The 25650-nt window shown below is 63.3% G+C and carries 19 protein-coding genes and 2 pseudogenes; 13 read left to right on the plus strand and 8 right to left on the minus strand.

Translation table 11 applies throughout. From position 1 onward, the window contains the following. Positions 1–82 precede the first annotated feature (82 nt). Together AC0L2C_RS23825 and AC0L2C_RS23830 are read left to right on the plus strand one after the other, a co-directional pair. Positions 83–727 (plus strand): alpha/beta hydrolase family protein, encoded by a 645-nt coding sequence (locus tag AC0L2C_RS23825; protein ID WP_128170365.1) that lies wholly within the window; start codon positions 83–85, stop codon positions 725–727. A 9-nt stretch (positions 728–736) separates the two neighbouring features. Further along, positions 737–1507: an exodeoxyribonuclease III gene (locus tag AC0L2C_RS23830; protein ID WP_128247021.1), complete on the plus strand. Its 771-nt coding sequence runs from the start codon at positions 737–739 to the stop codon at positions 1505–1507. Positions 1508–1567: 60 nt separating this feature from the next. Here the strand turns inward: AC0L2C_RS23830 and AC0L2C_RS23835 are convergent, their stop codons facing one another. Continuing rightward, a complete protein-coding gene (locus tag AC0L2C_RS23835; RefSeq protein WP_473524605.1) occupies positions 1568–2068 on the minus strand; it encodes a GFA family protein in 501 nt (166 codons plus the stop codon). A 183-nt stretch (positions 2069–2251) separates the two neighbouring features. Here AC0L2C_RS23835 and AC0L2C_RS23840 point away from each other — a divergent pair, with 183 nt between their 5' ends. The 3 genes from AC0L2C_RS23840 (at position 2252) to AC0L2C_RS23850 (ending at position 7149) form a co-directional block, all read left to right on the plus strand. Further along, positions 2252–3733: a WD40 repeat domain-containing protein gene (locus AC0L2C_RS23840; protein ID WP_128170362.1), complete on the plus strand. Its 1482-nt coding sequence runs from the start codon at positions 2252–2254 to the stop codon at positions 3731–3733. Between the two features lie 81 nt (positions 3734–3814). After that, a complete protein-coding gene (locus AC0L2C_RS23845) occupies positions 3815–5089 on the plus strand; it encodes a tetratricopeptide repeat protein (protein WP_473524596.1) in 1275 nt (424 codons plus the stop codon). Positions 5090–5142: 53 nt separating this feature from the next. Next, complete coding sequence (locus AC0L2C_RS23850) at positions 5143–7149, plus strand: amidase (protein ID WP_473524597.1); 2007 nt, start codon at positions 5143–5145, stop codon at positions 7147–7149. A 58-nt stretch (positions 7150–7207) separates the two neighbouring features. On the opposite strand, the gene AC0L2C_RS23855 is transcribed toward AC0L2C_RS23850, so the two are convergent. After that, on the minus strand, positions 7208–7537 hold the full coding sequence (locus AC0L2C_RS23855; RefSeq protein ID WP_473524598.1) for a hypothetical protein: 330 nt from the start codon (positions 7535–7537) through the stop codon (positions 7208–7210). Positions 7538–7714: 177 nt separating this feature from the next. On the opposite strand from AC0L2C_RS23855, the pseudogene AC0L2C_RS23860 reads away from it, so the two are divergent. Then, a pseudogene (locus tag AC0L2C_RS23860) lies at positions 7715–9336 on the plus strand (ABC-F family ATP-binding cassette domain-containing protein). A gap of 66 nt (positions 9337–9402) precedes the next feature. Here the strand turns inward: AC0L2C_RS23860 and AC0L2C_RS23865 are convergent. Then, a complete protein-coding gene (locus tag AC0L2C_RS23865) occupies positions 9403–9834 on the minus strand; it encodes an SAM-dependent methyltransferase (RefSeq protein ID WP_023799015.1) in 432 nt (143 codons plus the stop codon). Between the two features lie 569 nt (positions 9835–10403). On the opposite strand from AC0L2C_RS23865, the gene AC0L2C_RS23870 reads away from it, so the two are divergent. The 6 genes from AC0L2C_RS23870 to AC0L2C_RS23895 all read left to right on the plus strand — a co-directional run bounded on the left by AC0L2C_RS23870 (position 10404) and on the right by AC0L2C_RS23895 (position 16601). Next, a complete protein-coding gene (locus tag AC0L2C_RS23870; protein ID WP_473524599.1) occupies positions 10404–11708 on the plus strand; it encodes a mechanosensitive ion channel family protein in 1305 nt (434 codons plus the stop codon). Between the two features lie 328 nt (positions 11709–12036). Beyond that, positions 12037–13134 carry a KamA family radical SAM protein gene (locus tag AC0L2C_RS23875; protein WP_473524606.1) on the plus strand — a complete coding sequence of 366 codons (1098 nt, stop codon included), beginning with the start codon at positions 12037–12039 and terminating at the stop codon, positions 13132–13134. A 157-nt stretch (positions 13135–13291) separates the two neighbouring features. Further along, positions 13292–14050, plus strand: coding sequence for a BA14K family protein (locus AC0L2C_RS23880; RefSeq protein WP_473524600.1), 759 nt, complete (start codon positions 13292–13294; stop codon positions 14048–14050). A gap of 132 nt (positions 14051–14182) precedes the next feature. Continuing rightward, positions 14183–14518: a DUF2934 domain-containing protein gene (locus tag AC0L2C_RS23885; RefSeq protein WP_128172982.1), complete on the plus strand. Its 336-nt coding sequence runs from the start codon at positions 14183–14185 to the stop codon at positions 14516–14518. After that, the gene (locus AC0L2C_RS23890; protein ID WP_023799010.1) at positions 14515–14664 is read left to right on the plus strand and encodes a hypothetical protein; all 150 of its coding nucleotides are present in this window, start codon (positions 14515–14517) and stop codon (positions 14662–14664) included. Before AC0L2C_RS23885 ends, AC0L2C_RS23890 begins: the two co-directional genes overlap by 4 nt. A gap of 164 nt (positions 14665–14828) precedes the next feature. Beyond that, complete coding sequence (locus AC0L2C_RS23895; protein WP_287240700.1) at positions 14829–16601, plus strand: adenylate/guanylate cyclase domain-containing protein; 1773 nt, start codon at positions 14829–14831, stop codon at positions 16599–16601. A 446-nt stretch (positions 16602–17047) separates the two neighbouring features. Here AC0L2C_RS23895 and AC0L2C_RS23900 read toward each other — a convergent pair whose 3' ends face one another. The 5 genes and pseudogenes from AC0L2C_RS23900 to AC0L2C_RS23920 form a co-directional block, all read right to left on the minus strand. Continuing rightward, entirely contained in the window at positions 17048–18298 is a 1251-nt protein-coding gene (locus tag AC0L2C_RS23900; RefSeq protein WP_023799008.1) for an adenylate/guanylate cyclase domain-containing protein, read from the minus strand. Next, positions 18295–18684 carry a response regulator gene (locus AC0L2C_RS23905; protein ID WP_023799007.1) on the minus strand — a complete coding sequence of 130 codons (390 nt, stop codon included), beginning with the start codon at positions 18682–18684 and terminating at the stop codon, positions 18295–18297. The genes AC0L2C_RS23900 and AC0L2C_RS23905 overlap by 4 nt, the downstream gene beginning before the upstream one ends. Beyond that, the gene (locus tag AC0L2C_RS23910) at positions 18681–22274 is read right to left on the minus strand and encodes a GAF domain-containing protein (protein ID WP_023799006.1); all 3594 of its coding nucleotides are present in this window, start codon (positions 22272–22274) and stop codon (positions 18681–18683) included. Before AC0L2C_RS23910 ends, AC0L2C_RS23905 begins: the two co-directional genes overlap by 4 nt. Positions 22275–22936: 662 nt before the next feature. Beyond that, positions 22937–23523, minus strand: a pseudogene (locus tag AC0L2C_RS23915) (tyrosine-type recombinase/integrase). 184 nt (positions 23524–23707) lie between these two features. Further along, the gene (locus tag AC0L2C_RS23920) at positions 23708–24589 is read right to left on the minus strand and encodes an AraC family transcriptional regulator (protein ID WP_473524601.1); all 882 of its coding nucleotides are present in this window, start codon (positions 24587–24589) and stop codon (positions 23708–23710) included. Positions 24590–24791: 202 nt separating this feature from the next. Here AC0L2C_RS23920 and AC0L2C_RS23925 point away from each other — a divergent pair, with 202 nt between their 5' ends. Beyond that, positions 24792–25547, plus strand: a complete 756-nt coding sequence (locus AC0L2C_RS23925; protein WP_023799004.1) for an SDR family NAD(P)-dependent oxidoreductase — start codon at positions 24792–24794, stop codon at positions 25545–25547. Positions 25548–25650 lie beyond the last annotated feature (103 nt).

The raw sequence follows: 25650 nt of genomic DNA on the forward strand, positions 1-25650 counted from the left end.
CCCTTGAGGGGGAGATGGCCGGCAGGCCAGAGGGGGGTGGGACGGAACGCGGCCTCTATAAGTGGGATAAGTGGGCCGCCCCATGACCACCTTCCTCTACGACGGCCCAGACACCGCTCCCATCACCATCCTGCTCGCCCATGGCGCCGGCGCGCCGATGGATTCTGCCTCGATGAATGCCACGGCAAAAGCGCTGGCCGAAGCCGGGTTCCGCGTTGCGCGCTTTGAATTCCACTACATGGCGGCCCGCCGCTACGGCCACCGCAAGCCGCCGCCGCGCGCCGAGACGGTGAACCCGGAATACATCAAGGCGATCGCCGACCTCAGGGCGAAGGGCGTGAACGGGCCGCTCATCATCGGCGGCAAGTCGATGGGCGGCCGCGTCGCTTCGATGATCGCCGACGAGGTGTTTTCGAAGGGCGACATTTCAGGGCTGCTTTGCCTCGGCTATCCCTTCCATCCGCCGGGGAAACCGACGCAGCTTCGGACAAAACACCTCGCCGGTCTCAAGACGCCGACATTGATTTTTCAGGGCACACGCGACGAATTCGGGACCAGGGACGAGGTCGCGACCTATGACCTTTCCGACACCATCGAAATGCGGTGGCTGGAAGATGGAGACCACGATTTGAAGCCGCGCAAGAGCATCTCCGGTTTTTCGGCCGCCGATCATCTGAAGACACTAGCCGATGCGGTGAAGGCGTGGACCGAGCGCATCGTGCGCTGAAGCAGGCCAATGAAGATCGCCACCTTCAACGTCAACAACATCAACGGCCGGCTGCAGAACCTGCTCGCCTGGCTGACTGTCGCCAAGCCCGACATCGTCTGCCTGCAGGAACTGAAGGCCAGGCAGACGCAGTTTCCGCGCACAGCACTCGCCGCGGCCGGCTATGGCGCGGTTTGGGTGGGACAGCCGACCTGGAACGGCGTCGCCATACTGGCGCGGGGTTCAGAACCGGTTCTGACCCGCGAGGCGCTGCCCGGCGACGACAGCGATAACCAGGCCCGCTACATCGAGGCGGCGGTCAGCGGCATCGTCGTCGCCTGCCTCTATGCGCCGAACGGCAACCCGCAGCCCGGCCCGAAATTCCAGTACAAACTTGCCTGGCACCAACGCCTGAACGCGCATGCGGAAGAACTGTTCGACACCGGCCTGCCGGTGGTGCTGGCCGGCGACTACAACATCGTGCCCGAGCCGCGCGACATCTATCCGACCCGCTCCTATGACGACAATGCGCTGGTGCAGCCGGAAAGCCGCGCCGCTTTCGCAGCGCTGCTCGACCAGGGCTGGACCGATGCGCTGCGCAAAAAACACCCGAAGGAGACGCTCTACACATTCTGGGATTATCGCCGCAACCGCTGGCCGCGCAACGCCGGCCTGCGGCTGGATCATATATTGCTGTCCAAGAAACTGACGCGCCGGCTGGCCGGGGCAGGCATCGACCGCGACGTCCGCGGCGAGCCCGGCGCCAGCGACCACGCCCCGGTGTGGGTGGAGTTGCGGTGAGAGCGGAGATTGGCCGTCATCGGCGGTTTCGCCAATCTTTAATCCTTCATGCGCAACCGGTCAGCCCGGTCGCGCGCCTTCGCGGGCGAAGGCCTCGATCAATGGCGTATACCCCTCAAGGTCGGGTTGGGTGGCGAAGCTGTGGCTGGCGGCGGTCGTTGCCCAGGGCAGCCTTTCCGACGTGAAGACCTCGACGAAGGGCACATACCAATGATGCTCGTCCAGCATGGTCGCGCGAACATTGACGAAGAAGTCCAGGCCGTGCGGATGGGTGAACATCCAGTTCTTGCAATGCGGGCAGTAGAGTTGCCGGTGCGGGCCATGCATGCCGCCGACCAAGGGCTCGCCTTGCGTAACGGTGAAGCCGCTGCTTGGCACCGCCACAGTCAGGGAATAAGCACTCGCGCTCAGCTTCTGACAGCCGGTGCAATGACAGGCCATTGTCAGCAAGGGCGGCGCACTTATGCGAAAGCGTATCCCACCGCACAGGCAGCCGCCGTCCCAGGGTAGTTTCCAATCATCCGTCACTTGGCCTCGGTGCTGAGTTCCCTGCCAGGCGATTCTAGCGCGCGACCGGGCAACATTGCGGCGACCGAGAGTGTCGCCAGGCCATATCGAGCGCTTTGGCGCAGGCGCGCGTTTTGCGCTCGCTGTTTCGCTCTTCGGAATTGACCGGGCATCGACAAGCCCGGCGCCGACCTGCATCATTGCGGACGAAGCGAACAGCGGCGCGAGGGGAGCTCGATGAACAGGTTTGTCGACAGGCTGCTGGCAATGCTGCTGCTGGCGATCGGCATGCTCTGCTTCACACGCGTGTATTTCGCGCTGGGCGGCGGGGGCGTCGGCGACGCTTTCGCGTCGGTGCGCCTGGCTTTCTTCGGGACAGCGGGTGTTGTCTCAGCTCTTGCAGCCCTGCTGTTCTGGGCCGGCCTGTTGCCGGGCCGATCGACGCTCGCTCCGAAGACGCCTCTGTTCGGCAGGGGCGCCGAACTGCAACCCGCCGGAAGACCACGCCTGCGGCGGCTCCTTGCCGTCGTTCCGTTCCTCGCCGTGCTCGCTCTGGTGGCCGACCAACTCGGCCCGTGGTCGCGGCAGCCACAGGACGCCGGCAAAAGCCTGATCGCCGAGCAAACCGTGCCGAGCGCGCCGGAAAGCCAAGAGGTCACCAGCGCACCGGCCCCGGAACCGGAAGCGGCTCCTGCCTCGCCATCCGAGGTCGCGCTTGCCCCACCTGTCTCACCGCCGGAGCCTGCTCCAGCCCCGGCTGCGCCACCGCAGACCGTCGCGCCGCTGCCTCAGGCCCCGCCGCCGCAGCCGACGCAGCCCGATGGCCACCGCGAGCCCGTCGTCTGGCTGGCGGTGGCGTCCGACGGTCACTCGATCATGAGCGCCAGTACCGACCGCACGATCAAGCTCTGGGATATCGATGGCAAGCGCCTGATCCGCACTCTCGGCATCCACAAGGACATGGCGCGTACCGCGCTTTTCCTGCCCGATGGGGCGCGGGCGCTGACGGCGGGCGACGATGGCGAGATCGTGCTGCGCCAGCTCGCCGATGGCGCGGTGCTGCACGTCTTCTCATCAGGCCAGAACGGCGGCGTCAACAAGCTGGCGATCAGCCCCGACGGCAAACGTGCCGTCAGCGGGCACGACACCGGCAGGGTCATCGTCTGGGATATCGATAAGGGCTCGGTGCTGCATGTGATGCCGGGGCACGACTGGTCGATCAGCGGGGTCGCCGTCTCGCCCGACGGCACACGCGCGATCAGCGGCAGTATCGAGGGCACGCTAAAACTATGGGACATCGGCGCCGGCAAGCAGCTGCGCAGCTGGCACGGGCATGAGCGCGGCCCCTATGGCGTCCTGTTCATGGCCGACGGGCGCCATCTGATCACCGGCAGCGGCGATTATACGATCAAGCTCTGGGATCTCGACAGCGGCCGCGAAGTCCGCCGCCTCGAGGGCCATTCGGGCACGGTCTATGCGCTGGCGCTGTCCGCCGACGGCAAGCGGCTGCTGTCCGGCTCCCTCGACGGCACGGCGCGGCTGTGGGACATGGAAACCGGCAGCGAGATCGCCCTGTTCGACAGCTGGTCCGGTCCGGTCTACGCGGTGGCGTTCGCCGCCGACGGCACGGTGCTGACCGGCGGCTACGACCGCACCATCCGGGACTGGCCGGCGGGCGGCGGCGACGGGGTGGTGCTTTTCGCTGGAGCGCCAGATTGATTAGATTTTCAAGGTGCGAATATTTCGGAAAGAGGCGGCGTGCGCTAATGATTACCGCTATCGACAAATGGATTGGCGAACGTGAGCAGTGAAGACTGGCCGCTTGAGGCGAACACAACTGTGTCCATTTTGCCCGAGCCACATCGCCGAAGAATCTTTCCCATCGTCTTGCTTGTGTTGGCTGCTGTCGTGGTGTTTTGGCCAGCTCGCAATTATTACGCTCAGTGGTCGGCCATCCAGAAGGCGCAAGCGGCATTCCTCGCCAAGGACTACGCCGAGGCATTCCGCCAGTGGAAGATAGTGGCCGACGCCGGCAACCCCGATGCGCAGAACAATATTGGTTTGATGTATTGGTTAGGCCAAGGCGTTGCTCGGAATGACGCGCGGGCAGTGAGCTTTTGGCGCAAGACCGCCGAGGCAGGAAACCTAAACGGTGCGTCCGGCCTCAGCCAAGCTTACTATTATGGCAGAGGTGTCGAAGAAGACGATCAGTTGGCCTTTATGTGGGCGCGGAAGGCTGCGGATAAGGGAAACGCAAATGGTCAATACATCCTTGGAGTTCACTATTCGCAAGGCCGGGCGGTGGCGAAGGATGACCGCAGGGCGTTCGAATGGTGGATGAAAGCCGCGGCCAGTGGCCTCGCCGATGCACAATATGCTGTTGGAAGTGCATATGCGTTGGGAAAAGGTGTGGGCAAGGATGACGCACAGGCATTTGCCTGGTTCAGCAAGGCGGCCGATCAGGGACATCCCAACGCTCAATTCGCTGTTGGCCAAGCCTATTCACAGGGTTGGGGGGTACAACATGATCATGGTCGGGCTGCCGTCTGGTGGCGTAAAGCGTCCGAACACGCCAACCCCCAGGCACAAGCCGCGCTTGGCTATGCATATTCAATCGGCAACGGTGTTACCCAAAGCGATGCGGACGCAGCGTCTTGGTGGCTCAAGGCGGCCAATCAGGGAGACGTCAGTTCGCAACTGAACCTGGGGGTCGCCTATTCGAAAGGCGCCGGTGTTAGCCAAAGCAAGGCGGACGCGGTTTCGTGGTGGCTCAAGGCCGCAAAGCAGGGAGATACCCAGGCCCAGCTCCTCGTGGCATACGCCTATGCCAATGGTGAAGGCATCGCCAGAGACCACAAATCTGCTGAGTTCTGGTGGCTGGCTGCCGCGAAAACGGGAAATGTCGATGCCGAAGCCAGTCTTGGGATGCTGTACTATCGCGGCATCAATGGACAGCCGGACTACAAAGAAGCTGCCAAATGGCTGCTCAAGGCTTCATCCCATGGCCATCCCGCTGTCCAGATTTATCTGGATATGATGAAGGAAGACGGTCTGTTGGACACCAAGACATTGTAGGTAAAGATCATAGTTGAAACTGTTGCGGATAACAGACGTTTGGCTTTCCCAAAGTGACCGATCTCCACATCGTCGAGGCGTCGATCGCAGAGCTGCGGCGGGCGCTGGAGGCCGGCACTGTCACCAGCGTCGAGCTGGTCGGCGCCTGCCTGCGCAGGATTGCGCATTACGACCGCCATGGCATCGCCCTCAATGCCGTTCCCTTGCTCAATCCCAAAATGTTCGAGGAGGCGGCCGCGTCCGACTGGCGCCGCAGGAATGGTGCTGCGCTCGGGCCGCTGGACGGCATCCCCTATACCGCCAAGGACAGCTACAAGGTATCAGGCATGACAGTCGCCGCCGGCTCGCCGGCCTTCGAGCATCTCATCGCCAACGAGGACGCCTTCACCATCGGGCGGCTGCGGGCCGGCGGCGCGGTGCTGATCGGACTGACCAATATGCCGCCAATGGCCAATGGCGGCATGCAGCGCGGCGTCTACGGCCGGGCGGAAAGCCCCTACAATGCCGATTACCTGACCGCCGCCTTCGCGTCGGGCTCGTCGAGTGGCTCCGGCACCGCGACCGCCGCCAGCTTCGCCGCCTTCGGGCTTGGCGAGGAGACATGGTCGTCGGGCCGCGCGCCGGCGTCGAACAACGCGCTGGTCGCCTACACGCCGTCGCGCGGCGTCATTTCCGTGCGCGGCAACTGGCCGCTGGTGCCGACGATGGACGTGGTGGTGCCGCATACGCGCAGCGTGCCCGACATGCTCGAACTGCTCGACGTGATTGTCGCCGACGATCCGAACACAAGGGGCGATTTCTGGCGTGCGCAGCCCTGGGTGGCGCTGCCGAAGAGCTCGGATGTACGGCCGCCAAGCTACACCGGCCTCGAGCTGGAGGGAGCGCTCCGAGGCATGCGGCTCGGCGTGCCCCGCATGTATATCGGCCGCGATGCGGACGTTGCGATCCAGACCCGCGCCTCGGTGCTGGAACTGTGGCAGCAGGCGGCGGCCGATCTGCGGCGGCTCGGCGCAGATGTGGTCGAGGTCGATTTTCCCGTCGTCTCCAACTACGAGCGCGACCGGCCGGGAGCAAAAAACATGGTCGATCGCGGGCTGATTCCCAAAGGATTCGCCGAGCGCGAGATCTGGGACCTGTGCGTCTTCGCCTGGGACGATTTCCTGCGCGCCAATGCCGACCCTGCCATCGCCGATCTCGCGTCGGTCGACGGCCCAAAGATCTTTCCGCAGCCGCCGGGCACGCTGCCGGACCGTTATGAGGACAGTTTTGATGTGGCGGAATATGTCGAGCGGGCCAAGCGCGGCGTCACGCCATTCCTGGCCATTCCCGAGCTGGAGGCCGGCCTGAAAGGCCTGGAGGCGACGCGGCGCATCGATTTCGAGGATTGGCTCGCCGCGCAACGGCTCGACGCGGTGGTGTTTCCCGCCGTCGCCGATGTCGGGCCGGCCGATGCGGATGTCAACGAGGCCTCCGCAGCACTGGCCTGGCGCAACGGCACCTGGGTCGCCAATGGCAATCTGGTGCCGCGCCATCTCGGCATTCCGACCGTCACCGTGCCGATGGGCGCGATGGCCGATATCGGCATGCCGGTCGGCCTAACCTTCGCCGGCAAGGCCTATGACGACACCCGGCTGCTGCGGCTGGCCGGCGACTTCGAGCGTTTTGGCCAGCGCCGCAGCCGCCCGCCGCGCACGCCGGAACTTCCCGACGATTTTTTTTTCGCCCGACACAACGCGAGCATGCCCGGCGAGACGCCGCCGCTGACCGTGGCGCTTGCCGCCGAGACGCGCCATGCCGGTGATCAGGACGAGATAACAGTCACGCTACATGTGGCCGGAACGGGAATCGAGACCAGCGTGAAAGTCCATGTCAACGGCGAGCCCATTCGCATGCAACGGACCGGCGCGCGCTTCACCGGGCGTGCAGTCGTACCGGCCAAAGAGCATGAGAGAATTCACAGCGTCTGGCGCGGCTCGTACGGCTCCGTCGTCACCGCTGTCGTGCATCTTGAAGACGGACGCGCCGCCGGCGCCTATATGGTGACCGGCGGGATCGGGTGACCATCGCGCTTCGCCTTGTGCTGCGGCGCGCCGTCTGCAAACGGCTTTTCAATTCGCGTCAGTCCGGCTTGCAGGGGTCGGCCTTGGCCGCTGCTGTCTTCTCGCCCTCCTGCTGCGCCTCGACATCCTGCTGCGAGGTGGCAAGGTTTTTATCGCCGCCGGCTTCCTGGTTGGCAAGCGGCATGGTGTTGCCGGTCTTGTTGGCCGGGCCGCCCTTTACCCTGTTACCGGTATTCGCGTCGGTTTCGAGGGGCGCGCGCGTTGCGTCTTTTGCAACGCCTGATTGAGCTTCGATCGATGCGGTCGTGTCGTGGCAGGTAGCGCTTGCCGTGCCGGCCGTCACCCCGATCATTGAGGTGGCGAGCAAAATAGCGGTTAGGGTCTTCATCTCGTCCTCCTTCGCTGTTTGAGGTCATCTTTCTAAACTGCCGGCCCTATCTGAGGTTCCGCCAATTCAGTTCGAACTTCGAATGTGGCGTCGTATTCCGATTGAGTTGCGGGCTTCCGCAGGCGCCGCCTATCGCGTATTGGCGCGGGGAAACTCCCTTGGGCGCGCGTGAAAAGCATGATTCGACTGGAAAGCATCAGCAAGCAGAACGGCCGGCAGATCGTCTTCATCGAGGCCTCCGCCTCCTTGCAGAAGGGCGAGAAGGTCGGCCTGGTCGGCCCGAACGGCGCCGGCAAGACGACGCTGTTTCGCATGATCAACGGCGAGGAGCAGCCCGACGAGGGCCAGGTCTCGGTCGATCGCGGCGTCACCATCGGCTATTTCAGCCAGGAAGTCGGCGACATGGCGGGCCGCAGCGCGGTTGCCGAAGTGATGGACGGCGCCGGGCCGGTGAGCGAAGTGGCGGCCGAGATGGGCGCGCTCGAAGCGGCCATGGGCGATCCCGATCGCGCCGACGAGATGGACGCCATCATCGCCCGCTACGGCGACCTGCAGGCGCGTTTCGAGGAGCTCGACGGCTATGCGCTGGATGGCCGCGCCCGCGAGGTGCTGGACGGCCTCGGCTTCAGCCAGGAGAGATGGACGGCGACGTCGGAAAACTTTCCGGCGGCTGGAAAATGCGCGTGGCGCTGGCCAGGATCCTGCTGATGCGGCCCGACGCCATGCTGCTCGACGAGCCGAGCAACCATCTCGACCTGGAAAGCCTGATCTGGCTGGAACAGTTCCTGAAGAATTATGACGGCGCGCTGCTGATGACCTCGCACGACCGCGAGTTCATGAACCGCATCGTCGACAAGGTGGTCGAGATCGATGGCGGCTCGCTGACCGCTTACTCCGGCAACTATGAATTCTACCAGCAGCAGCGGGCGATCGCCGACCGGCAGCAGCTGGCGCAGTTCGAACGCCAGCAGGCGATGCTGGCCAAGGAGATCGCCTTCATCGAGCGCTTCAAGGCGCGCGCCTCGCACGCTGCCCAGGTGCAGAGCCGGGTGAAGAAGCTGGAGAAGATCGACCGCGTCGAGCCGCCAAAACGCCGCCAGAAAGTGTCGTTCGATTTCCAGCCGGCGCCGCGCTGCGGCGAGGACGTGGTGACGCTGAAGAACGTCCACAAGGGCTATGGCAGCCGCCCGATCTATCAGGGGCTGGATTTCCAGGTGCGCCGCCGCGAGCGCTGGTGCGTGATGGGCATCAACGGCGCCGGCAAGTCGACGCTGCTGAAGCTGGTCGCCGGCGCTTCCGCGCCGGACAATGGCACGGTGGCACGCGGGCCCAGCGTCAAGATGGGCTATTTCGCCCAGCACGCCATGGAAGTTCTGGAGGGCGAACGCACCGTGTTCCAGACGCTTGAGGGCGCCTTTCCGCACGCCGGCCAGGCGCCATTGCGCGCGCTGGCCGGCTGCTTCGGCTTTTCCGGCGACGAGATCGACAAGAAATGCCGGGTGCTGTCGGGCGGCGAGAAGGCGCGGCTGGTGATGGCGCTGATGCTGTTCGACCCGCCCAACCTGCTGGTGCTGGACGAGCCGACCAACCACCTCGACATCGCCACCAAAGAGATGCTGATCACGGCGCTTTCGCAGTATGAGGGCACCATGCTGTTCGTCTCGCATGATCGGCATTTTCTGGCGGCACTGTCGAACCGGGTCCTGGAACTGACGCCCGAGGGGATTCATACCTACGGCGGGGGCTATACGGAGTATGTCGAGCGAACGGGGCAGGAGGCGCCGGGGCTGCGGAGCTGAGGCGCAGAGCGGCGTTGCCGCTCACCATGACCCAAACGCTCGATTCCGGAAGGAAGCACGGGCTGCTCAGCCGTGTATCACAATTTCGCGCAGCGGATCGCCGCCGTCGATGAACAGTCGGCCTTGCGCCGTCAACGCGGCCTTGAGCCGTTGCAGGGCGATTTTCCTTGCCTCGGGATGACGCCCGTCCAACGCGCCGACGCGCACCGCAACGGCAATGTCGAAATGCTTCTCGTCCGCCTCCAACTGGAAATCCTCGATGGCGACCTGACGCAGGCTCAGCCGGCCCGCTGCAATCTCGGCGCGCGAGGCGGCCCTGGCCTGCGTGATGGCCTTGGCCGAGCGGTCGATCGCCAGCACGTGGCCGTCGCCAATCCGGCGCGCGATCTCGCGCGCCGCAGCACCCGGTCCGCAGCCGATCTCCAGAACCCGCATGCCGTGCCGCAAAGGCAGCGCATCGACGATCGCCAAAAGCCTTGGCGACAAGTTGTTCGCCATTCCGCTTCTCCAGCTCTTTCCGTGAGCCGAGATTAGCGACCATGGCTGGCGACGGGAAGGCCGACACCTGAGGGGATCGCGGACGTCGTCGATGTTTTCACCGCCGGTGGTGAACGCCCCTTGATCGATTATCGAAGAGGCCGACGATCGGTCGACTTCTCAACTGCGCGACAGGAACAGTAGGGGATACTTAAAGCGGAAATAGACCCCGAGCGGCCCGGCGTCGTTGGCCTGAGGGGGGCGGGACTGGCGCCGAGCCTAACCGGTTGGGGGGTAGATCACCGGCCACCTGCATACATACGCTAAATCTAATTTAAGAGCAAGCTAATGTAACAGTGATTCAATGTTGCGCGTTGGCGATTCTCCAGCGGTTGTCTCCAATCAGTTGTTGTTTCTGGCGGCCGCTTCCTGGCCGCGCGCGTCACTCCTATGGCGGCGGCTATACCTGGCATGTTGAGCGCACCGGCCAAGAGGCGCCGGGGGCGGGGCTGAAGCGCAGAGCGCCGGCTTGACCCTGCACCAGGCCGGCGACATTGTGCTGGTCGCCAGTCCATAACGGTCGTGTGGGAATGGATTTTCGTAACGCCATCGATGAATCGCTGGCCTGGGCCAGCCGATGGTTCGACTACGCCGTCACGCCGTGGTTTTTCTATCAGGCTGCCATCATCGTCGTGCTCTTCCTCGTCGCGAAGCTCGCAGCGCAGCGCATCGAACCGCTCATGGAGAACCGGGCACGCCAGATCAAGGGGCATCCCGGACTGTTGAGGGTCGTCGTTGCCCTGTTGCGGCGCACCGACTGGATTCTGTTCACGGTCTTCCTGCTTGCAGCGCTCGTTCTCATGCGCGCCGTCACCTGGCCAAGCCGGACCCATTTCATCTATATCGCGCTCTCGCTATCGCTTGCGTGGCTGTTTGCGTCGGTGCTGTCGCGCATCGTCCGCAATCGCTTTGTCGCGCGGGCTCTCGCCTGGCTGACCTGGATCTATGCGGCCCTCGTCATCCTGGGCATCGATGACGACGCCGCGACTTTCATGGAAGGCCTCGCAATACCTTTGGGCGCGGTGCGCCTTTCGGCGCTCATGGTGCTGAAAGCGGCGCTGCTGCTGATCGCCACGGTTTGGCTTGCGGTGGTCGTCGGCAAGTATATCGACGAGCGCGTCCGCATCTCCGAAGAGCTGACACCCTCGATCCGCGTCCTCGTCGGCAAGGTCGCAAAGGTCGGCCTTGTGCTGGTGGCGGGTGCCATCGCCCTGTCTTCCGTCGGTCTCGACCTGACCGCTCTGACGATATTCTCCGGTGCCGTCGGCGTCGGCCTGGCTTTCGGGCTGCAAAAGGTCGTTTCAAATTTCGTCTCCGGCATGATCATCCTGCTCGACAAGTCGATCAAGCCGGGCGACACCATTTCGCTCGAAGGCACTTTTGGCTGGGTACGCGAATTGCGGGCGCGGTTTGTCTCGGTGGTAACGCGCGACGGCCGCGAGTACCTGATCCCGAACGAGGACTTCATCACCCAAAGGGTCATCAACTGGTCGTTCAGCGACAACCTCGTGCGACTCGACGTGAATTTCGGGGTCTCTTACGACGCCGACCCGCACAAGGTCAGTGAACTGGCGATCAAGGCCGCCATGAGCGTCGGCCGGGTCGAAGCGGACCGACGGCCGGTCTGCTGGCTCACCGACTTCGGCGAATCCTCGCTCAACTTCGTCCTGCGCTTCTGGATCCACGACCCTCAGCAAGGCCTGACCAATGTGCGCGGCAGGGTGCTGCTGGCGCTGTGGGACACTTTTAGGGAAAACGGCATAGACATCCCCTATCCGCATCGCGAGATCATCATGAAGCCGGGCGGGCGTGCTGAGAAACCAGGCGGGCGCTGAAGCCTGCCAATCTCCCCCTTGTGGGGGAGATGTCCGGCAGGACAGAGGGGGGCGCTGTCCCGCCGACTTCTCTCACCGATCCGCTCTCACGCGCATTCGCTTAGAAAGTCCTTTGCGCGTTCAGAACGAACAAGGTGGGCGATCCTTCGCGCCCCTCTCTGCCCTGCCGGGCATCTCCCCCACGAGGGGGGAGATTGGCAGCTTCGGCGCCGTGCGCGTTCGCGAGTGCATCCGGCAAGGGTTCGCACCTCGGCTCCAATCCTGTATCCAGCCCGAATTCAAGGAGCCTGCGATGACCTCACACCTCGACATCCCCGACGCCAGCCGCATGGCGGCCGACGACGAGCACGCCTACTACGCCGCGTGGCAGGACGATGTTCGCGCCGGCGTGCGGCAGGTGCGCGATCTCGACTCCCTGCCGCTGTCGCCAGCCGAGCGCGCGGCGGCTCAAGCCGCGGCCACGCGCCACAAGGTTCGCATCCCAAAAGCCTATCTCGAGCTGATCGACTGGAGCGACCCCGCCGATCCGATCCGGGCTCAGGTCATCCCGTCGCCCGAAGAGCTGGCCGAGCAGGAAGGCGAGCTCGACGATCCGATCGCCGACCACGCCTTCAGCCCGGTGCCGAGATTGACGCATCGCCATGCCGACCGGGTTCTGCTATTTGCGACCTACCAGTGCGCGGTCTATTGCCGGTTCTGCTTTCGCAAGGAGTCGCTGACCTCGATCGGCCGGGGTTTTTCGCGCGAGGCGCTGGAGCCCGCCTTCGCCTATATCGAGGCCCACCCCGAAATCCGCGAGGTGATCCTGACCGGCGGCGACCCGCTGTCGCTGCCGGACAAGGCGCTGGCAGAAATCCGCGCCCGCATCGAGGCGGTTGCGCATGTGCGGCTCTTGCGCATCCACACCCGCGTGCCCGTAGCGCTGCCCTCGCGCGTCACGTCAGGGCTGGTTCGCTCGCTGCAGGGCCGGCTGATGGTCACAGTCGTCACCCATTTCAACCACGCGCGGGAGATCACGCCGGCCACCGAAGAAGCCTGCCGCGCGTTGCGGCAGGGCGGCTTCGTGCTGCTCAATCAGAGCGTCCTGCTGAAAGGCGTCAACGACACCGTCGAGGTGCTGGAGGAACTGTGCCGCGAGCTGATGTACCGCCTCGGCATAAAACCCTATTACCTGCACCACGGCGACCTCGCGCGCGGCATGGCGCATCGGCGCACCACGATTGCCGAGGGACGGGCGCTGGTCAGCGCCTTGCGGGCGCGCCTGTCGGGCATCTGCAACCCCGTCTACGTGCTGGACCTGCCGGACGGCGGCGGCAAGGTGCCGCTCGGGCCGTGCTATGTCGAGGCGCAGGACGGCGATGCCTGGCGGATTCGCGGGCAGGATGGCGAGCTGAGGACCTATACTGAGCTTGTCGGTGACCCTTGAAAGCTTGGTTCCTCGCCCAGCGAAGCGGGGAGGTGGCTCGGCGAAGCCGAGACGGAGAGGGGGCTTCCTTTGCGCACGGAAGTTCATGCTGCCGCGCTAGTTGGAACCGGATCCAATGCCTCGCATTTTAACAGATGACGGGGCAAAGGAGCGCAAGGTGAGAGCTTTATCGGCGGTACTTGGCGGCTTCGTGCTGACGCTGGCGGTTTTCGCCAGTGGATTGGCTTTCGCCCTGTGGATTCTCTCCGCCGAACCGGTGCGGCCGGTCGCTCCGACTTCCAGCGTTGCCGAACTGTGGCCGAGGGAGCCGCGGAAGGTGAATCCCGCTTTGCAGCATCTTGAGCGCCTTCCCGCCCGTGCGGTCCCAGAGGTCCCGGAGGTCGCAGCGGTCCCAGCGGTCCCAGAGGTCCCAGAGGTCCCAGAGGTAGCAGAGGTCCCGTCTGATCAGGCCCCATTTGATCAGGCCCCAGTTGATCGCGCCGCGAAACCTGCCGATGCCGCAGCTTCGTCGCCCGACACCACCGCTACCGCCTCCGTCAAGCCGGCAACGCCGGCAACGGACGAGCAGCAGGCGATGCCCGCCGCCCATGTGGAATGGTGCGCGAGCCGCTACCGCTCCTACAGGCCTAGCGACGACCACTACATCTCCTACAGCGGGGAGCAGCGTCCCTGCATCTCGCCCTATCTCGATGCCGGTGCGGCCGACCGCGCCGCACAGCCTGCCGACGATGGCGCCAGCTATGTCGAGGCGACCGACACGTGGTCGATGGATGGCGATGTTCCGGCGGATGAGACCGGCGGCGCCTGGCTTCCGCCCGACCACGTGCAATATTGCTTCAGCCGCTACCGCTCCTACCGGCCGGAAGACAACACCTACCAGCCCTATTCCGGCGGCCCGCGCCGGCAGTGCGAGTAGGTGGGGACAGGGCGGCGGACTGGCGGCCGCAGTGCATAGCGCCTTGTGCGGTCCCACCCCACGATCACGCAGACTTCTTGGATCGTTCGGGCCGGCGCGGCGTTCATCCGATTCAAAAAGGAGGAAATCAACATGGGCGACGACCGGGAAGACAAGATTCGTGAGCGCGCATACCAGATCTGGGAACGCGAAGGCGGGATTCATGGCGATCCCGAGCGGCACTGGCACCGGGCCGAGGCCGAGATCGACAGGGAGGCAGCCCTGCCTCTAACCGCAGGCGATGCCCTGCCGGAAACCCGCGAGGTCGCGAGCTCCGACGTCTTGACGGTGGAGGCCCTGGCTGTGCGCACCGGCATATCGGGCGAACAGGCGCAGGAACTGATCGACAGGCTGGGCAACGACCGAGCGGCGATCGAACAAGCCGCGCGCAACCTCAAGGGGAAGCAGCGGCTGGGGAGTGGCAGATGATCAGAAAACTCAAAGACGGAAAATACCGCCTCTATTCGCGCAAGAACGACGAAAAGACCGGCAAGCGTCGCAATCTCGGGACGTTTGACAGCCGCGAGGCTGCGCAGAAGCACGAACGCGAGGTGCAGTATTTCAAGAGGCATTGAGTGGGGCGTTGATGGCCGTCCCTTGCCAGGCAGCCGCGCCGGATGACCCCTTACTTCGGCGTAGGGTGTAGAATTCTAGCGAGTGCAGGATACCGCTCTGGGGACAGCGAACTTTCATGTTTCCCTGCCTCTTCGTGTTATTGTGGATACGAGGAGATTGGCCCGTGAGCGAGAGCCGCAAGCTAGCCGCGATCCTTGCCGCTGATGTGGTCGGGTACAGCCGGCTGGCGAGCACGGATGAAGATCGTACGTTGGCCCGGTTGCGGGCACTTCGAAGCGACCTGATCGACCCGACCATCGCCGTGTACAACGGTCGTATGGTCAAGCGCACAGGCGATGGTGCGTTGGTCGAATTCCGCAGTGTGGTAGACGCCGTGCGCTGCGCCATAGAAGTGCAGAATGGCATGGTCGAGCGCAACGCCGGCGTGCCCGAGGACCGCCGCATCGAGTTTCGGATTGGGATACATTTGGGCGACGTGGTCGAAGAAAGCGACGGCGACCTGATGGGCGACGGCGTCAACATCGCCTCGCGTCTGGAGGGTGTCGCGGCCCCGGGCACCATCTGCCTGTCCGAAGACGCCTATCGGCAAGTCAAGACGAGACTAGACGTTTCGGTCAGTGATCTCGGCGACACCCAGCTCAAGAATATTGCCGAACCGATCCGGGTTTATTCACTCCGAGTCGGCACCGCGGCTCACGCAAAGGCGCCTGTGACCCACGAACTTTCGGAAGCTCTGCTTTCCACAGCGGCACCGCCTCAGTTATCGATTGCCGTGCTGCCCTTCGCCAACATGAGCGGTGATGCCGAGCAGGAATATTTCGCCGACGGAATCTCCGAAGACATCATCACAGCTCTCTCAAAGCTGTCGCAGCTGTTTGTGATCGCTCGCAATTCGTCCTTCACTTTCAAGGGCAGGAACGTGAACGTTCAGAAGGTGGGCCGGAACCTCGGCGTACATTACGTGCTGGAGGGCAGCGTCCGCAAATCCGGCAACAGGGTACGTATCACCGCGCAGCTTATTGACGCGACCACAGGCGGACATCTGTGGGCGGAGCGCTTCGATCGCAACCTGACCGATATCTTTGCCGTACAGGACGAAGTTACGCAGCAAATTGTCGACGCGCTGGCGCTCAACCTGACAAAGGGCGACCAGCAGCGGCCCGCGACCGAGCAAACCGGCAACCTGGACGCATATGACTGCTTTCTTCATGGCCGAGAGCAGCTATGGCGGTTCACGAAAGCGGAAAACATCAAGGGCCGGGAACTGTTGCAGCGCGCCGTCGAATTCGACCCGAAATTCGCTCCCGCCTACGCGTTCCTCGCGTTCGCAAACATACTGGACTATGCAAACCAGTGGAGCTCGTCGTGGTCGAACGCAATGGCACAAGCGGAAATGTTCGCGGCACGGGCAGTGGCGCTCGACGATCGATATCCTTACGCACATTGGGCGCTGGGCATCGTCGAATTGTATTCGCGACGGCATGAGGCGGCCATCTGCTCGGCTAAACGCTTGATCGCTCTTGCGCCAAATCTTGCCGAGGGGCACGAAAATCTCGGTTACGCACTGCATTATTCCGGCAAGCCTGAGGACGCACTCCGGTGTTTCGACAGGGCAATGGCCTTGAACCCGTATTATCCGGACGTGTACCTTCACTTCCAGGCGCAAGCGATGTTCCAGTTGCGCAGGTACGAAGAGGCAATTGGGATCCTGAGGCGGCGACTTGTTCGTAACCCTTCCACCGACGTCTCACGCGTGCTCCTGGCGGCGAGCTACGGCCATCTGGGTCGGTTCGAAGAAGCCCGTCGCGAGTGGCAGGAAGTGTTTCGCGTCAACCCCCAATATTCACTGGAACATCGCCGCAAAGTATTGCCCTACAAGGATCCCAACGATTTCGAGCTGATCGTGGATGGCCTTCGCAAAGCCGGCCTCGTATGAGCACCTGACCGGGCGAGGTCCGGTATTGAACCTCCTGCAGCCACTGCTTCGAAGGAACAGCACGACCGCTGTGCGGCACGCTGATGACTGGGGCGGGGCGGGCAGCGGACTGGCAGCTTCGGGCGGCGAATATTCAACAGCGGACATTCAAGTTGGTGTGGGCATCGTCGTGACCTGACCCTGAGCTGCCCTTCATCGGCCGACTTCGTCGCCCGAAAGCCGACTTTCACCGCAAGCAGCGCCCATGACCAGAAACGGAGATTCTTATGATCGGCTCTGAGATCAACGAGCAGTCGTCGTTGATTCGGCTGATAGCGTCCCGCGAGCCCGATAGGACGCGTTCGGACGTCTCCGTAACGATAGCGTCGCCGCACGAAGACGTAGGTGATCACGTGGGAGCATGTTGGGGTCCGCCTTTCCTTCCCCCAACCTTCAAGCGGGGCGCCTCAATCGATCGAAATCCTGGCGCCCACCGCGCCGTTCAAGAGGCGTCTGAGATGGAAACTGGCCAAATGATCTTCAGGCCACTGTCCGACTTCAGCGGCGAACGCGGCAAGCGCGCCCGGATCGCCAGTTTCCAGCTTCGCAAATGCCTGTAGATAGGCGGCCGTTGCTGGCTCGTCGTATTGCTCCCGCCTGAGTGGCTCGAAGGCGCGCAGCGGTTCGGACCTACCCCTCAGCACCAGGTCTCCGACCGGCAAGCCGCGAAAATCGGGCACTTGCTTGGCGGCAGCCTCGCTGACGCAGATGCGCGTGCCGAGCTGCTTGTTTGCCGCCTCCAGCCGCGCCGCTATGTTGATGGAGTCGCCGTAGGCGGTGTAGTCGAAGAAACGTCCGCGGCCGAAATTGCCGACGATTGCAGGCCCTGCATTGACGCCGATGCGTGTCACGCCGAGCGCGATGCCGCGTTGGTGCCAGGTCTCCCGGAAGGCTTGAGAGAAGGCGTCGAGGTCGAGCGCGCACGCGATCGCGCGTACCGCATGATCCGGCTGGTCGCCGGGCGCACCGAACAATACGTGAAGCGCGTCACCGACGATCTTGGCTAACGTCCCCTCATGCCCAAAGACAATGTCGCTCATGCCAGCGAGATAGTCGTTGAGCAGGTCACCGAGCACGCTCGGCTCGATCGTTTCGGCCAGCATCGTGAAGTCGGCAATGTCGGTGAACAGCGCCGCCACATCGCGCCGCTGCCCAGCGAGATCGATGCTGTCTTGCGCGCCCGCGAGCCGCTCCGCAAGGTTAGGAGAGAAGTAGCGCGACAAAGCCGCATGCGCCCGCTCGGCGGCGGCCTGACGGCGCCGCGCTTCGCGCAGGATCTCGATGTGGCGCAGCGTCTTGGCGATCGTAGCCTCAAGGTCGGGAAAGTCGATCGGTTTGGTGAGAAAGTCGAAGGCGCCGCGGTTCATCGCCGTGCGGATGTTGGTCATGTCGCCGTACGCCGAGACGATGATGGTCGACAGCTGAGCCTCGGCCTCTTGCAGCCGTTGCAGGAGCGAAAGGCCGTCCATGCGCGGCATGTTGATGTCGCTCACCACCATGTCTATGTCGTGGTTTCCATCGAGTATCGCCAGGGCCTCCACACCATCGCGGGCGAACATGAAGCTGATCGCGCCGTCGCGGATATGACAGCGGAATTTCTGCCTGACCAGATCCTCCAGGTCCGGCTCGTCGTCGACCACCAGGATGTGCGCAGTCACGCGACCCACCGTAGCCTGGTTTCGATTTCCGCTCGCAAAGCGGAGAAGTCGATCGGCTTGGTCAGAAACGCCGCGGCGCCTTCCTCCATCGCAGTACGCCTGGTCTCGGAGTCGCCATAGGCGGTGATCATGATCACCGGTACATCGGGACGGGCCTCTCTCGCCTTCGGTAAGAATTCGAGCCCGCTCATGCCAGGCATGTTGATGTCGGAGAGAATAAGGATCAACGTCGTGCCCTCCACCTCCCCGATCACGCGAAGAGCCGCGTGTGCAGAGAGCGCGAATTCCATAGCGAAGCGGCCAGAACGTAGGTCCCGGCGGAATCGCTGGCGGAACAGGACCTCGACGTCTGGTTCGTCGTCGACCACCAGTATGAGCGGGTTCATTGGGCGGCTGCCTTCTTGCCGACCGATGCAGCGCCGCGTGGCAACAGGATGCGGAACTCGGTGAACTCGCCCGGCTTTGTGTCCACCTCGAGCGTGCCCGCGTGCTGTTTCACGATGATGTCGTGGCTGAGCGACAGGCCGAGCCCAGTCCCTTCGCCAGCTGGTTTCGTGGTAAAGAACGGGTTGAACATCTTCTCGACCACCTCCGGCGGGATGCCAGTGCCGTTGTCGCGCAGCCTGATCTCGACCTTGTCGCCAAGGCTCTTCGTCGAGGCGCACAGCACCGGCGAATAGGCGTTGCCATCGCCCTGGCCGCGATGCGTTGTCGCATGAAAGCTATTGGAGATCAGGTTGAGCAGCACGCGCGTGATCTCCTGAGGATATAAGTCGACATCGCCGGCGTCGGGATCGAGGGACTTCTCGACTGTGATGTTGAAATCCCTCCGTTCGGCGCGGGCCCCATGATAAGCGAGATTGAGGCTCTCCTCGACGATGGCGTTGATGCTGGTCGGCCGGTGCTCTCCGGATCCTTGTCGCGAATGGAGCAGCATGTTCTTGACGATCGAGTCGGCTCGCCTGCCGTGCTGCACGATCTTTTCGAGGTCGCCCTTGAGCAGTCCAGTCAGTTCGTCGACCTCTTTGCGAATTGGTCCGTCCAAAGGGGCACTGTCCAGCGCTTGCCGCAGCTCTTCGACAAGTTCCAGGGAGACGGCAGAGAAATTGTTGACGAAGTTGAGCGGGTTCTTGATCTCATGCGCGATGCCCGCGGTGAGCTGGCCAAGCGAAGCGAGCTTCTCGGTTTGGATAAGCCGATCCTGAGCGGCCCGAAGTTCCTCCAGGGAGCTCGACAATTCGCTGGTGCGCTTCTGCACTTCCTCGAACAGGCGCACGTTCTCGATAGCGATAACGGCCTGATCGGCAAACGTTTCAACGAGTTCGATCTGCTTTTCAGTGAACGGCCGCACAGTCGAGCGGGTCAGGATGAAGACGCCTACTGCCGATCCCTCACGGACCAGCGGCACGGCGAGCAACGAGCGGTAGCCGCCGAGGCTCTGAAAGTCGGTCAAGGTGTAGCTGGGGTCGGCGAGCACGTCCGGCAGGTGCACGGTGTGCCGGTCCAGCACCGCACGCGAAGTGGCGCTGCCTTGGCCGATTGTCAGAGGGTTTTCTTTCGCATAGTCCACCAGTTCCTGCGGGAATCCTGCATTCGCGGCAAATTGATAGGTTTCGCCATCGCGGCGCATGATAGAGCCCATATCGGCTTCGCATACGCGCGTAGCCGTCGCGGCAAGAGCGCCAAGCACCGCCTGGAGGTCAAAGGTCGAGCGACTGATGACCTTCAGCACGTCGGCGATTGCGGTCTGCTGCCGCAGGGTTTCGCCGAGCTCGGCGGTGCGCGCCTGCACCTCGTCAAACAGGCGCACGTTTTCGACAGCGATGACCGCCTGATCTGCGAAGGTTTGCAGGAGCGCAATCTGCTGGGCCGGAAAGAGTCCTGGCTCCGATCCCGCAACCGCAATCGCGCCGATCGCTTGGCCGTTCTTCAACATAGGCACTGCGGCGATGCTGCGAGCGGTGACAGCCGTCACCACATCGCCAAGCGCGTAGTCGGGATCCTCATACACGTCGGGTATCTGCTCGACATTGCCACTCAGTACCGCGCGGGCCGTAGCCCCAGAGCGGCCAGGCGAAAGGGGATAGGCGCCGCTCATCGCCTGATAACCAGCCGGAGAGAGCCCATGTTGAGCCACGAAATGGATGAGCGCGCCGTCGTATCTAAAGACTGCTGAAAACTCCGCCTCGCACAGCCGCGCCGACGCCTCGGCGATCATGTCGAACACTGGTTGTACGTCGGTCGGCGAACTCGAGATGACGCTGAGAATGTCGTTGGTCGCCGTCTGCTGCTCCAGCGACGCTGTTAGCGCACGGTTCCGCGCCTGCACCTCTTCGAATAGCCTGACGTTCTGGATAGCAATGACAGCCTGGTCGGCGAAGGTTTCGACCAGGTTGACCTGCTTCGCAGTAAAGGGTGCGACCTCGGTCCGGCGCAGCAGGATCGTTCCGATGGCCTCTCCGTCGCGCAGAAGGGGAGTCCCCAGTATGGTGCGATGGCCGAGCCGCTCAGCCATTGCGCGCCCCGCCGCGAACTCGTCGCCTGCCGACATGAGATCGGGCACCTGGATAGTCCTGGCATCGACAACCGACCGACCGGCCACCCAATCGCGTCTGAGTGGAAATTTCGTAAAGTCGATCGGGATCGGGCCGAAATGCGCGGCGATGACCAGCGAATCCTGCTCCTTCAGCAGAACCGCGGCGTCATAGGCCGCGCAGAGCCTTGCCGCGTTTTCCACGACCGTCTTCAGGACGGGTTGGATGTCGGTGGGTGAAGCGGCGATGACGCCCAGCACCTCGCTGGTCGCAGTCTGCTGCTCAAGCGCTTCGCCGAGATCGCGCGTGCGTGCCTCGACCTCTTCGAACAGGCGCACATTTTCGATGGCGATGACGGCCTGGTCTGCGAAGGTTCCGAGGAGCTCGATCTGCTTGTCGGTGAAGGGCGCTACCGTCCGGCGGGCGAGCACCAGCACGCCGATCGCCTTGCCTTCGCGCATCAAGGGGACGCCGAGCAGTGTTCGGTAGCCGGCCTTCGCCTGCGGTTCGAAATAGGTATAATCCGGATCGGCGAGTACGTCGGCGACCTGCACCAGGGCCCCGTCGAGGAGCACACGGCCGACAATCGAGCCACGCCCCGTGTCGAGCCGACGGTCCTTGTTGTAGACGAGCCAGTCGGGCGGAAATCCGAAGCTGCTGGCATAGTAGAAGCCGGGGCCTTCGCTACGGCAGATGCCGGACATGTCCGCTTGACAGAGACGGGCTGCAGACTCTGTCAAGGTATCGAGAACGGTCTGGAGGTCGAATGCTGACCTGCTGATGACCCTGAGCACATCGGCGGTGGCGGTCTGCTGTCTGAACGCTTCGGCCGCCTCGCGGTTCCTGGCGTCGAGGCTGGTGACGAGACGTACGTTCTCCATAGCGATAACGGCCTGGTCGGCGAATGTCTGCACGACCGCAATCTGGCGGTCGCTGAAGAGTCGCGCTTCGGTTCGCGACAGCGAAATCACACCGACCACCTCGCCATCTCGCTTCAGCGGGACTGCGAGCGCGGCACCATAGTCGGCGAGCTTATGGCCAGCAAGCGAGCTGCAGCGCGAGTCGCTCTGCACATCCTCAATGTTGAACACCTCGCCAGCAAACGCGGCACGGCCCGAGGTGGTAACTGCGTCCGCTGCGGGCGTGATCGGATTGGCTCGCACATAGGCGACCCATTCGTCCGGATAATTGACGTGCGCTGCTAAGAATAGCTGCCCGTTGCGGCTCAGCCATATGACGCCGCGCGATGCCTCACACAGGCGGATGGCCGTCTGCGTCAAAGCAGTGAGCACCGCGTCGAGGTCAAAAGCCGAACGGCTGATCACCCTCAGGACGTCGGCAGCGGCTGCCTGTTGCTCGCGAGTCTCGTCCAACTCCTGGGTGAGGAGCGCAACCTTCTGCTCGAGCTCGATGAGCGAGCCCGGCACACCCAGTTCCTTCATCGGAATGGTCCCAGACACAGCGTTAAGCATAGCCCGAATACGTCATTGGTACCACTGCCGATCGCGGGCGCTTCGTGTCCTGAAAATTAGGGACAAACCGTGTCATCTGCACCACCTCCGGTTCGATGATACGGATCACGGAGCGCTGGGCGCGATTGCCAAGTTGATCGCGCTGCAGACCAATCGCAGGCCGGTCAACGGAACCGGGCGCCCCCGTCCCCACGAAGCAGCGGAAGCAACGCAGCCATTTTACACGACGCAGCAAGACTCTCCGTGTCGATGCGCTGCAAATTGCCAATATTGGTTGAGGTGGCGACAATGTCGGATTAGGAACTGTTCTTTCCCCCGCTGACTTGCGACGAGGGCTTGCCTTTCGGCTTCTTCGAGGGAAAATCCGCAAGGGATCGATTCCGGGGCTTGGCGCGAAGGTCCGGTTCGCAGAAGCGCTCGGAATGTCAAGAAATGGCGCAACCACGACCCTCAGCGAGGTTCTTGGGATGTCGGCTTTCAGGAAGCGGCAATGCTGATCTCAATGTCCGACATCGTCGCCCTGCCGCTCGACAGAATTTGGCGTGAGCGGCAAGGCGACGTTGGGGTGACAAGTTGCTGCCAAGATTACGAGCGGCAGCCCGGTAGCAGAGCCAGTGGCCGCCGTCCTGCGGTCAGATCTCAGTTCCCTCTGCAAGAGCGAGCGCGTCTTCCATGTCCACTCCTGCACCGCTCGGAGATTGCCGGTAGCCTTGTAGATGATCGATGCCTTGGTGCGGCGAAGCGAATGCGTGCCGTATTCCTCGGGACGCAGACCGATCGCTCCGACCCATTCATCGACCAGACGGGCATACTGCCTCCTACTGATGTGGGCCGAATGGTCAATTCTGCTCGGGAAGGCATAATCGTCGACGCTTCCGCCTCGCCTTTCCAGCCAAGCAAGCAGGCTCGACCGCGCGTCAGCCATCAGCTCAAACTGAACCGGCCGGCCCGTCTTCTGCTGCACCACCATCGCATGCGTCCGAATCTCGTGACCGACCACTAGGGTGCCGATCTTGATTTTCACGAGATCGCAGCCGCGCAACTTGCTGTCGATCGCGAGGTCGAACAACGCTCGATCGCGCAATCGGGCCTCCCGATCCAAGAAAAACCGGATCGTCCATATCTGCCGAGGCTTCAGCGCTCGTTTCGCGCCAACCTTCTTCCCAGCATTCCAAGCCCGTCGCTCCTGCAGCACAGGATCATATTGAGAATGTCCAATCGTGTATCTCCTTCCGGCTATCATCGGCCGAGAGGGAAACGGGTATCCAAGAAAGGGCTTGGGGGCCGACTGCGGACTGTCAGTTTTCGGCCATCGAGGTGCAGAAGCGGACGTACGCAGCGCTCAAGGGTGGTCTGGATGTGACCCACAGCGGACTCTCGCTTTCTTCTGAAGCAGAGTCAGACTACGCAGCCATCTGTGCCCGCCGTATGTCGCGGGCCGGTGGTTTGCCGAACAGACGGCCATATTCGCGGGTGAACTGAGGCACGCTCTCATAGCCCACCGCATATGCCGCCGAACTCACGCTCGTGCCATCGGCCAGCATCTGGCGCCGAGCCTCGATCAGGCGCAACTGCTTCTGGAATTGCAAGGGAGACAGCGTGGTGGTCTGGCGGAAATGCTGGTGGAAGGACGAGGTGCTCATCCCCGCGGCCTCGGCCAGTTCCTCGATGCGGATCGGCCGTGCATAGCTTTCGCGGATCATGGCGACCGCACGGGCGATGCGTTGTGCATGGCCATCGGCCCCGCCGAGGCTGCGGAGGGCCGATCCGTGCTGTCCCGCCAGAAGCCAGAAATGAATCTCGCGCAGCAACGGCCCTTGCAGGACCGGGAGGGCAAAGGGATGGTCCAGAAGCCGCATCAGACGCCGCACCACATCGGCGACATCTGCGTCGGTCGGCTCCACTCGGACAGGCTTGCGCGGATCGCCCGGGACCGCCGCTATCTCGACCGCGAGTTCCCGCATAAGGACTGGGTCGAGTTCCAGCGCCAGCGAATAGTAGGGCGTGCCGAGGGTTGCCTGCGTGATCTGGCTGACCGTGGGCACATCGGCCGAGATCAGCAGCGACTCGCCCGGACCGAATTCCAATGTCTCGGCCCCTATCGTGACCCGCTTGGCACCTTGTAACAGCATGGCCACCAGCGGCCGATTGACAGCCACCTGCAATTCGCCGGGCTCCGTGGCGCGGATCGCGGTCAGGCCGGGAATAGGCGTCGACGCTGCCCCGAAACGGTCGGCATGAGTGTCGGCAAAGCTGCGCATAAGGTCGAGAAGCGTTCGGCTCATATGAGCAAGATGAAGGGTGGTGGCGCTTCAGGCAAGACCTGAAGAAGGATCAGGCAAGAAATCCGAACATTCTGGCAAACCCTGTATGGCAAGGCCGATCCAGATTTGCAGGAACAGGCAAGACTACGCGAGGAATCGGCAACAACTGGAGACGCTCTTGCCGCATGTTGTCCCCATCACTTCGGATGAAAGGACTTCCCGCATGACCAAGATCGCACTCGTCACCGGCGCCAACCGCGGCCTCGGCCGCAACATCGCTGTCAGCATCGCGCGGCATGGCCGCGACGTTATCGTCACCTATCGCGGCAACGCATCTCAGGCCCGCGAGGTTGTGGCCGAGATTGAAGCCCTGGGCCGTAAGGCGGTTGCTCTGCAGCTCGATCTCGGCGTGGTCGCCAGCTTCGCGGCGTTTGCCGAGACCCTGCGCGCGGCGCTGAAAGAGACCTGGGGCCGCGACCGCTTCGATTACCTGATCAACAATGCCGGCCACGGCGAATTCGCCATGATCGGCGATACGACCGAGGCGCAGTTCGACGGTCTGTTCGACGTCCATGTGAAGGGCGTCTTCTTCCTCGTTCAGGCGCTTCTGCCGCTCATCGCAGATGGCGGGCGGACCGTGAACTTTTCTTCGGGCCTGACCCGCGTGTCCTATCCGGGCTTCTCGGCCTATGCGGCCGCCAAGGGGGCGGTCGAAATCTTGACCGTCTATATGGCGAAAGAGTTGGGTGCACGCGGGATCACAGTGAACACGGTCGCGCCCGGAGCGATCGAGACCGATTTCGGTGGCGGGCTGGTGCGCGACAATGCCGAAGTCAACGCGCAGTTCGCAGGGATGACCGCGCTTGGCCGCGTAGGGCTGCCCGATGACATCGGGCCAATGGTGGCAAGCCTTCTGGGCGAGGATAACCGTTGGGTTACGGCACAGCGGATCGAGGTTTCGGGTGGTCAGGCGATCTGATCAGTCGGACCCCCGACAACTGAAGCGGGGGGGGGGGGGGGGGGGGGGGGGGGGGGGGGGGGGGGGGGGGGGGGGGGGGGAGGGGGGGGGGGGGGGGGGGGGG

The sequence above is a fragment of the Mesorhizobium sp. WSM4845 genome (assembly GCF_055811455.1).

What these genes read in the sequence shown, in the direction of transcription:
- AC0L2C_RS23825 (WP_128170365.1), top strand. Translation starts at nt 83, where the DNA reads ATGACCACCTTCCTCTACGACGGCCCAGACACCGCTCCCATCACCATC.
- AC0L2C_RS23830 (WP_128247021.1), top strand. Translation starts at nt 737, where the DNA reads ATGAAGATCGCCACCTTCAACGTCAACAACATCAACGGCCGGCTGCAG.
- AC0L2C_RS23840 (WP_128170362.1), top strand. Translation starts at nt 2,252, where the DNA reads ATGAACAGGTTTGTCGACAGGCTGCTGGCAATGCTGCTGCTGGCGATC.
- AC0L2C_RS23855 (WP_473524598.1), bottom strand. Translation starts at nt 7,537, where the DNA reads ATGAAGACCCTAACCGCTATTTTGCTCGCCACCTCAATGATCGGGGTG.
- AC0L2C_RS23865 (WP_023799015.1), bottom strand. Translation starts at nt 9,834, where the DNA reads ATGGCGAACAACTTGTCGCCAAGGCTTTTGGCGATCGTCGATGCGCTG.
- AC0L2C_RS23870 (WP_473524599.1), top strand. Translation starts at nt 10,404, where the DNA reads ATGGATTTTCGTAACGCCATCGATGAATCGCTGGCCTGGGCCAGCCGA.
- AC0L2C_RS23875 (WP_473524606.1), top strand. Translation starts at nt 12,037, where the DNA reads ATGGCGGCCGACGACGAGCACGCCTACTACGCCGCGTGGCAGGACGAT.
- AC0L2C_RS23885 (WP_128172982.1), top strand. Translation starts at nt 14,183, where the DNA reads ATGGGCGACGACCGGGAAGACAAGATTCGTGAGCGCGCATACCAGATC.
- AC0L2C_RS23890 (WP_023799010.1), top strand. Translation starts at nt 14,515, where the DNA reads ATGATCAGAAAACTCAAAGACGGAAAATACCGCCTCTATTCGCGCAAG.
- AC0L2C_RS23905 (WP_023799007.1), bottom strand. Translation starts at nt 18,684, where the DNA reads ATGAACCCGCTCATACTGGTGGTCGACGACGAACCAGACGTCGAGGTC.
- AC0L2C_RS23910 (WP_023799006.1), bottom strand. Translation starts at nt 22,274, where the DNA reads ATGAAGGAACTGGGTGTGCCGGGCTCGCTCATCGAGCTCGAGCAGAAG.
- AC0L2C_RS23920 (WP_473524601.1), bottom strand. Translation starts at nt 24,589, where the DNA reads ATGAGCCGAACGCTTCTCGACCTTATGCGCAGCTTTGCCGACACTCAT.
- AC0L2C_RS23925 (WP_023799004.1), top strand. Translation starts at nt 24,792, where the DNA reads ATGACCAAGATCGCACTCGTCACCGGCGCCAACCGCGGCCTCGGCCGC.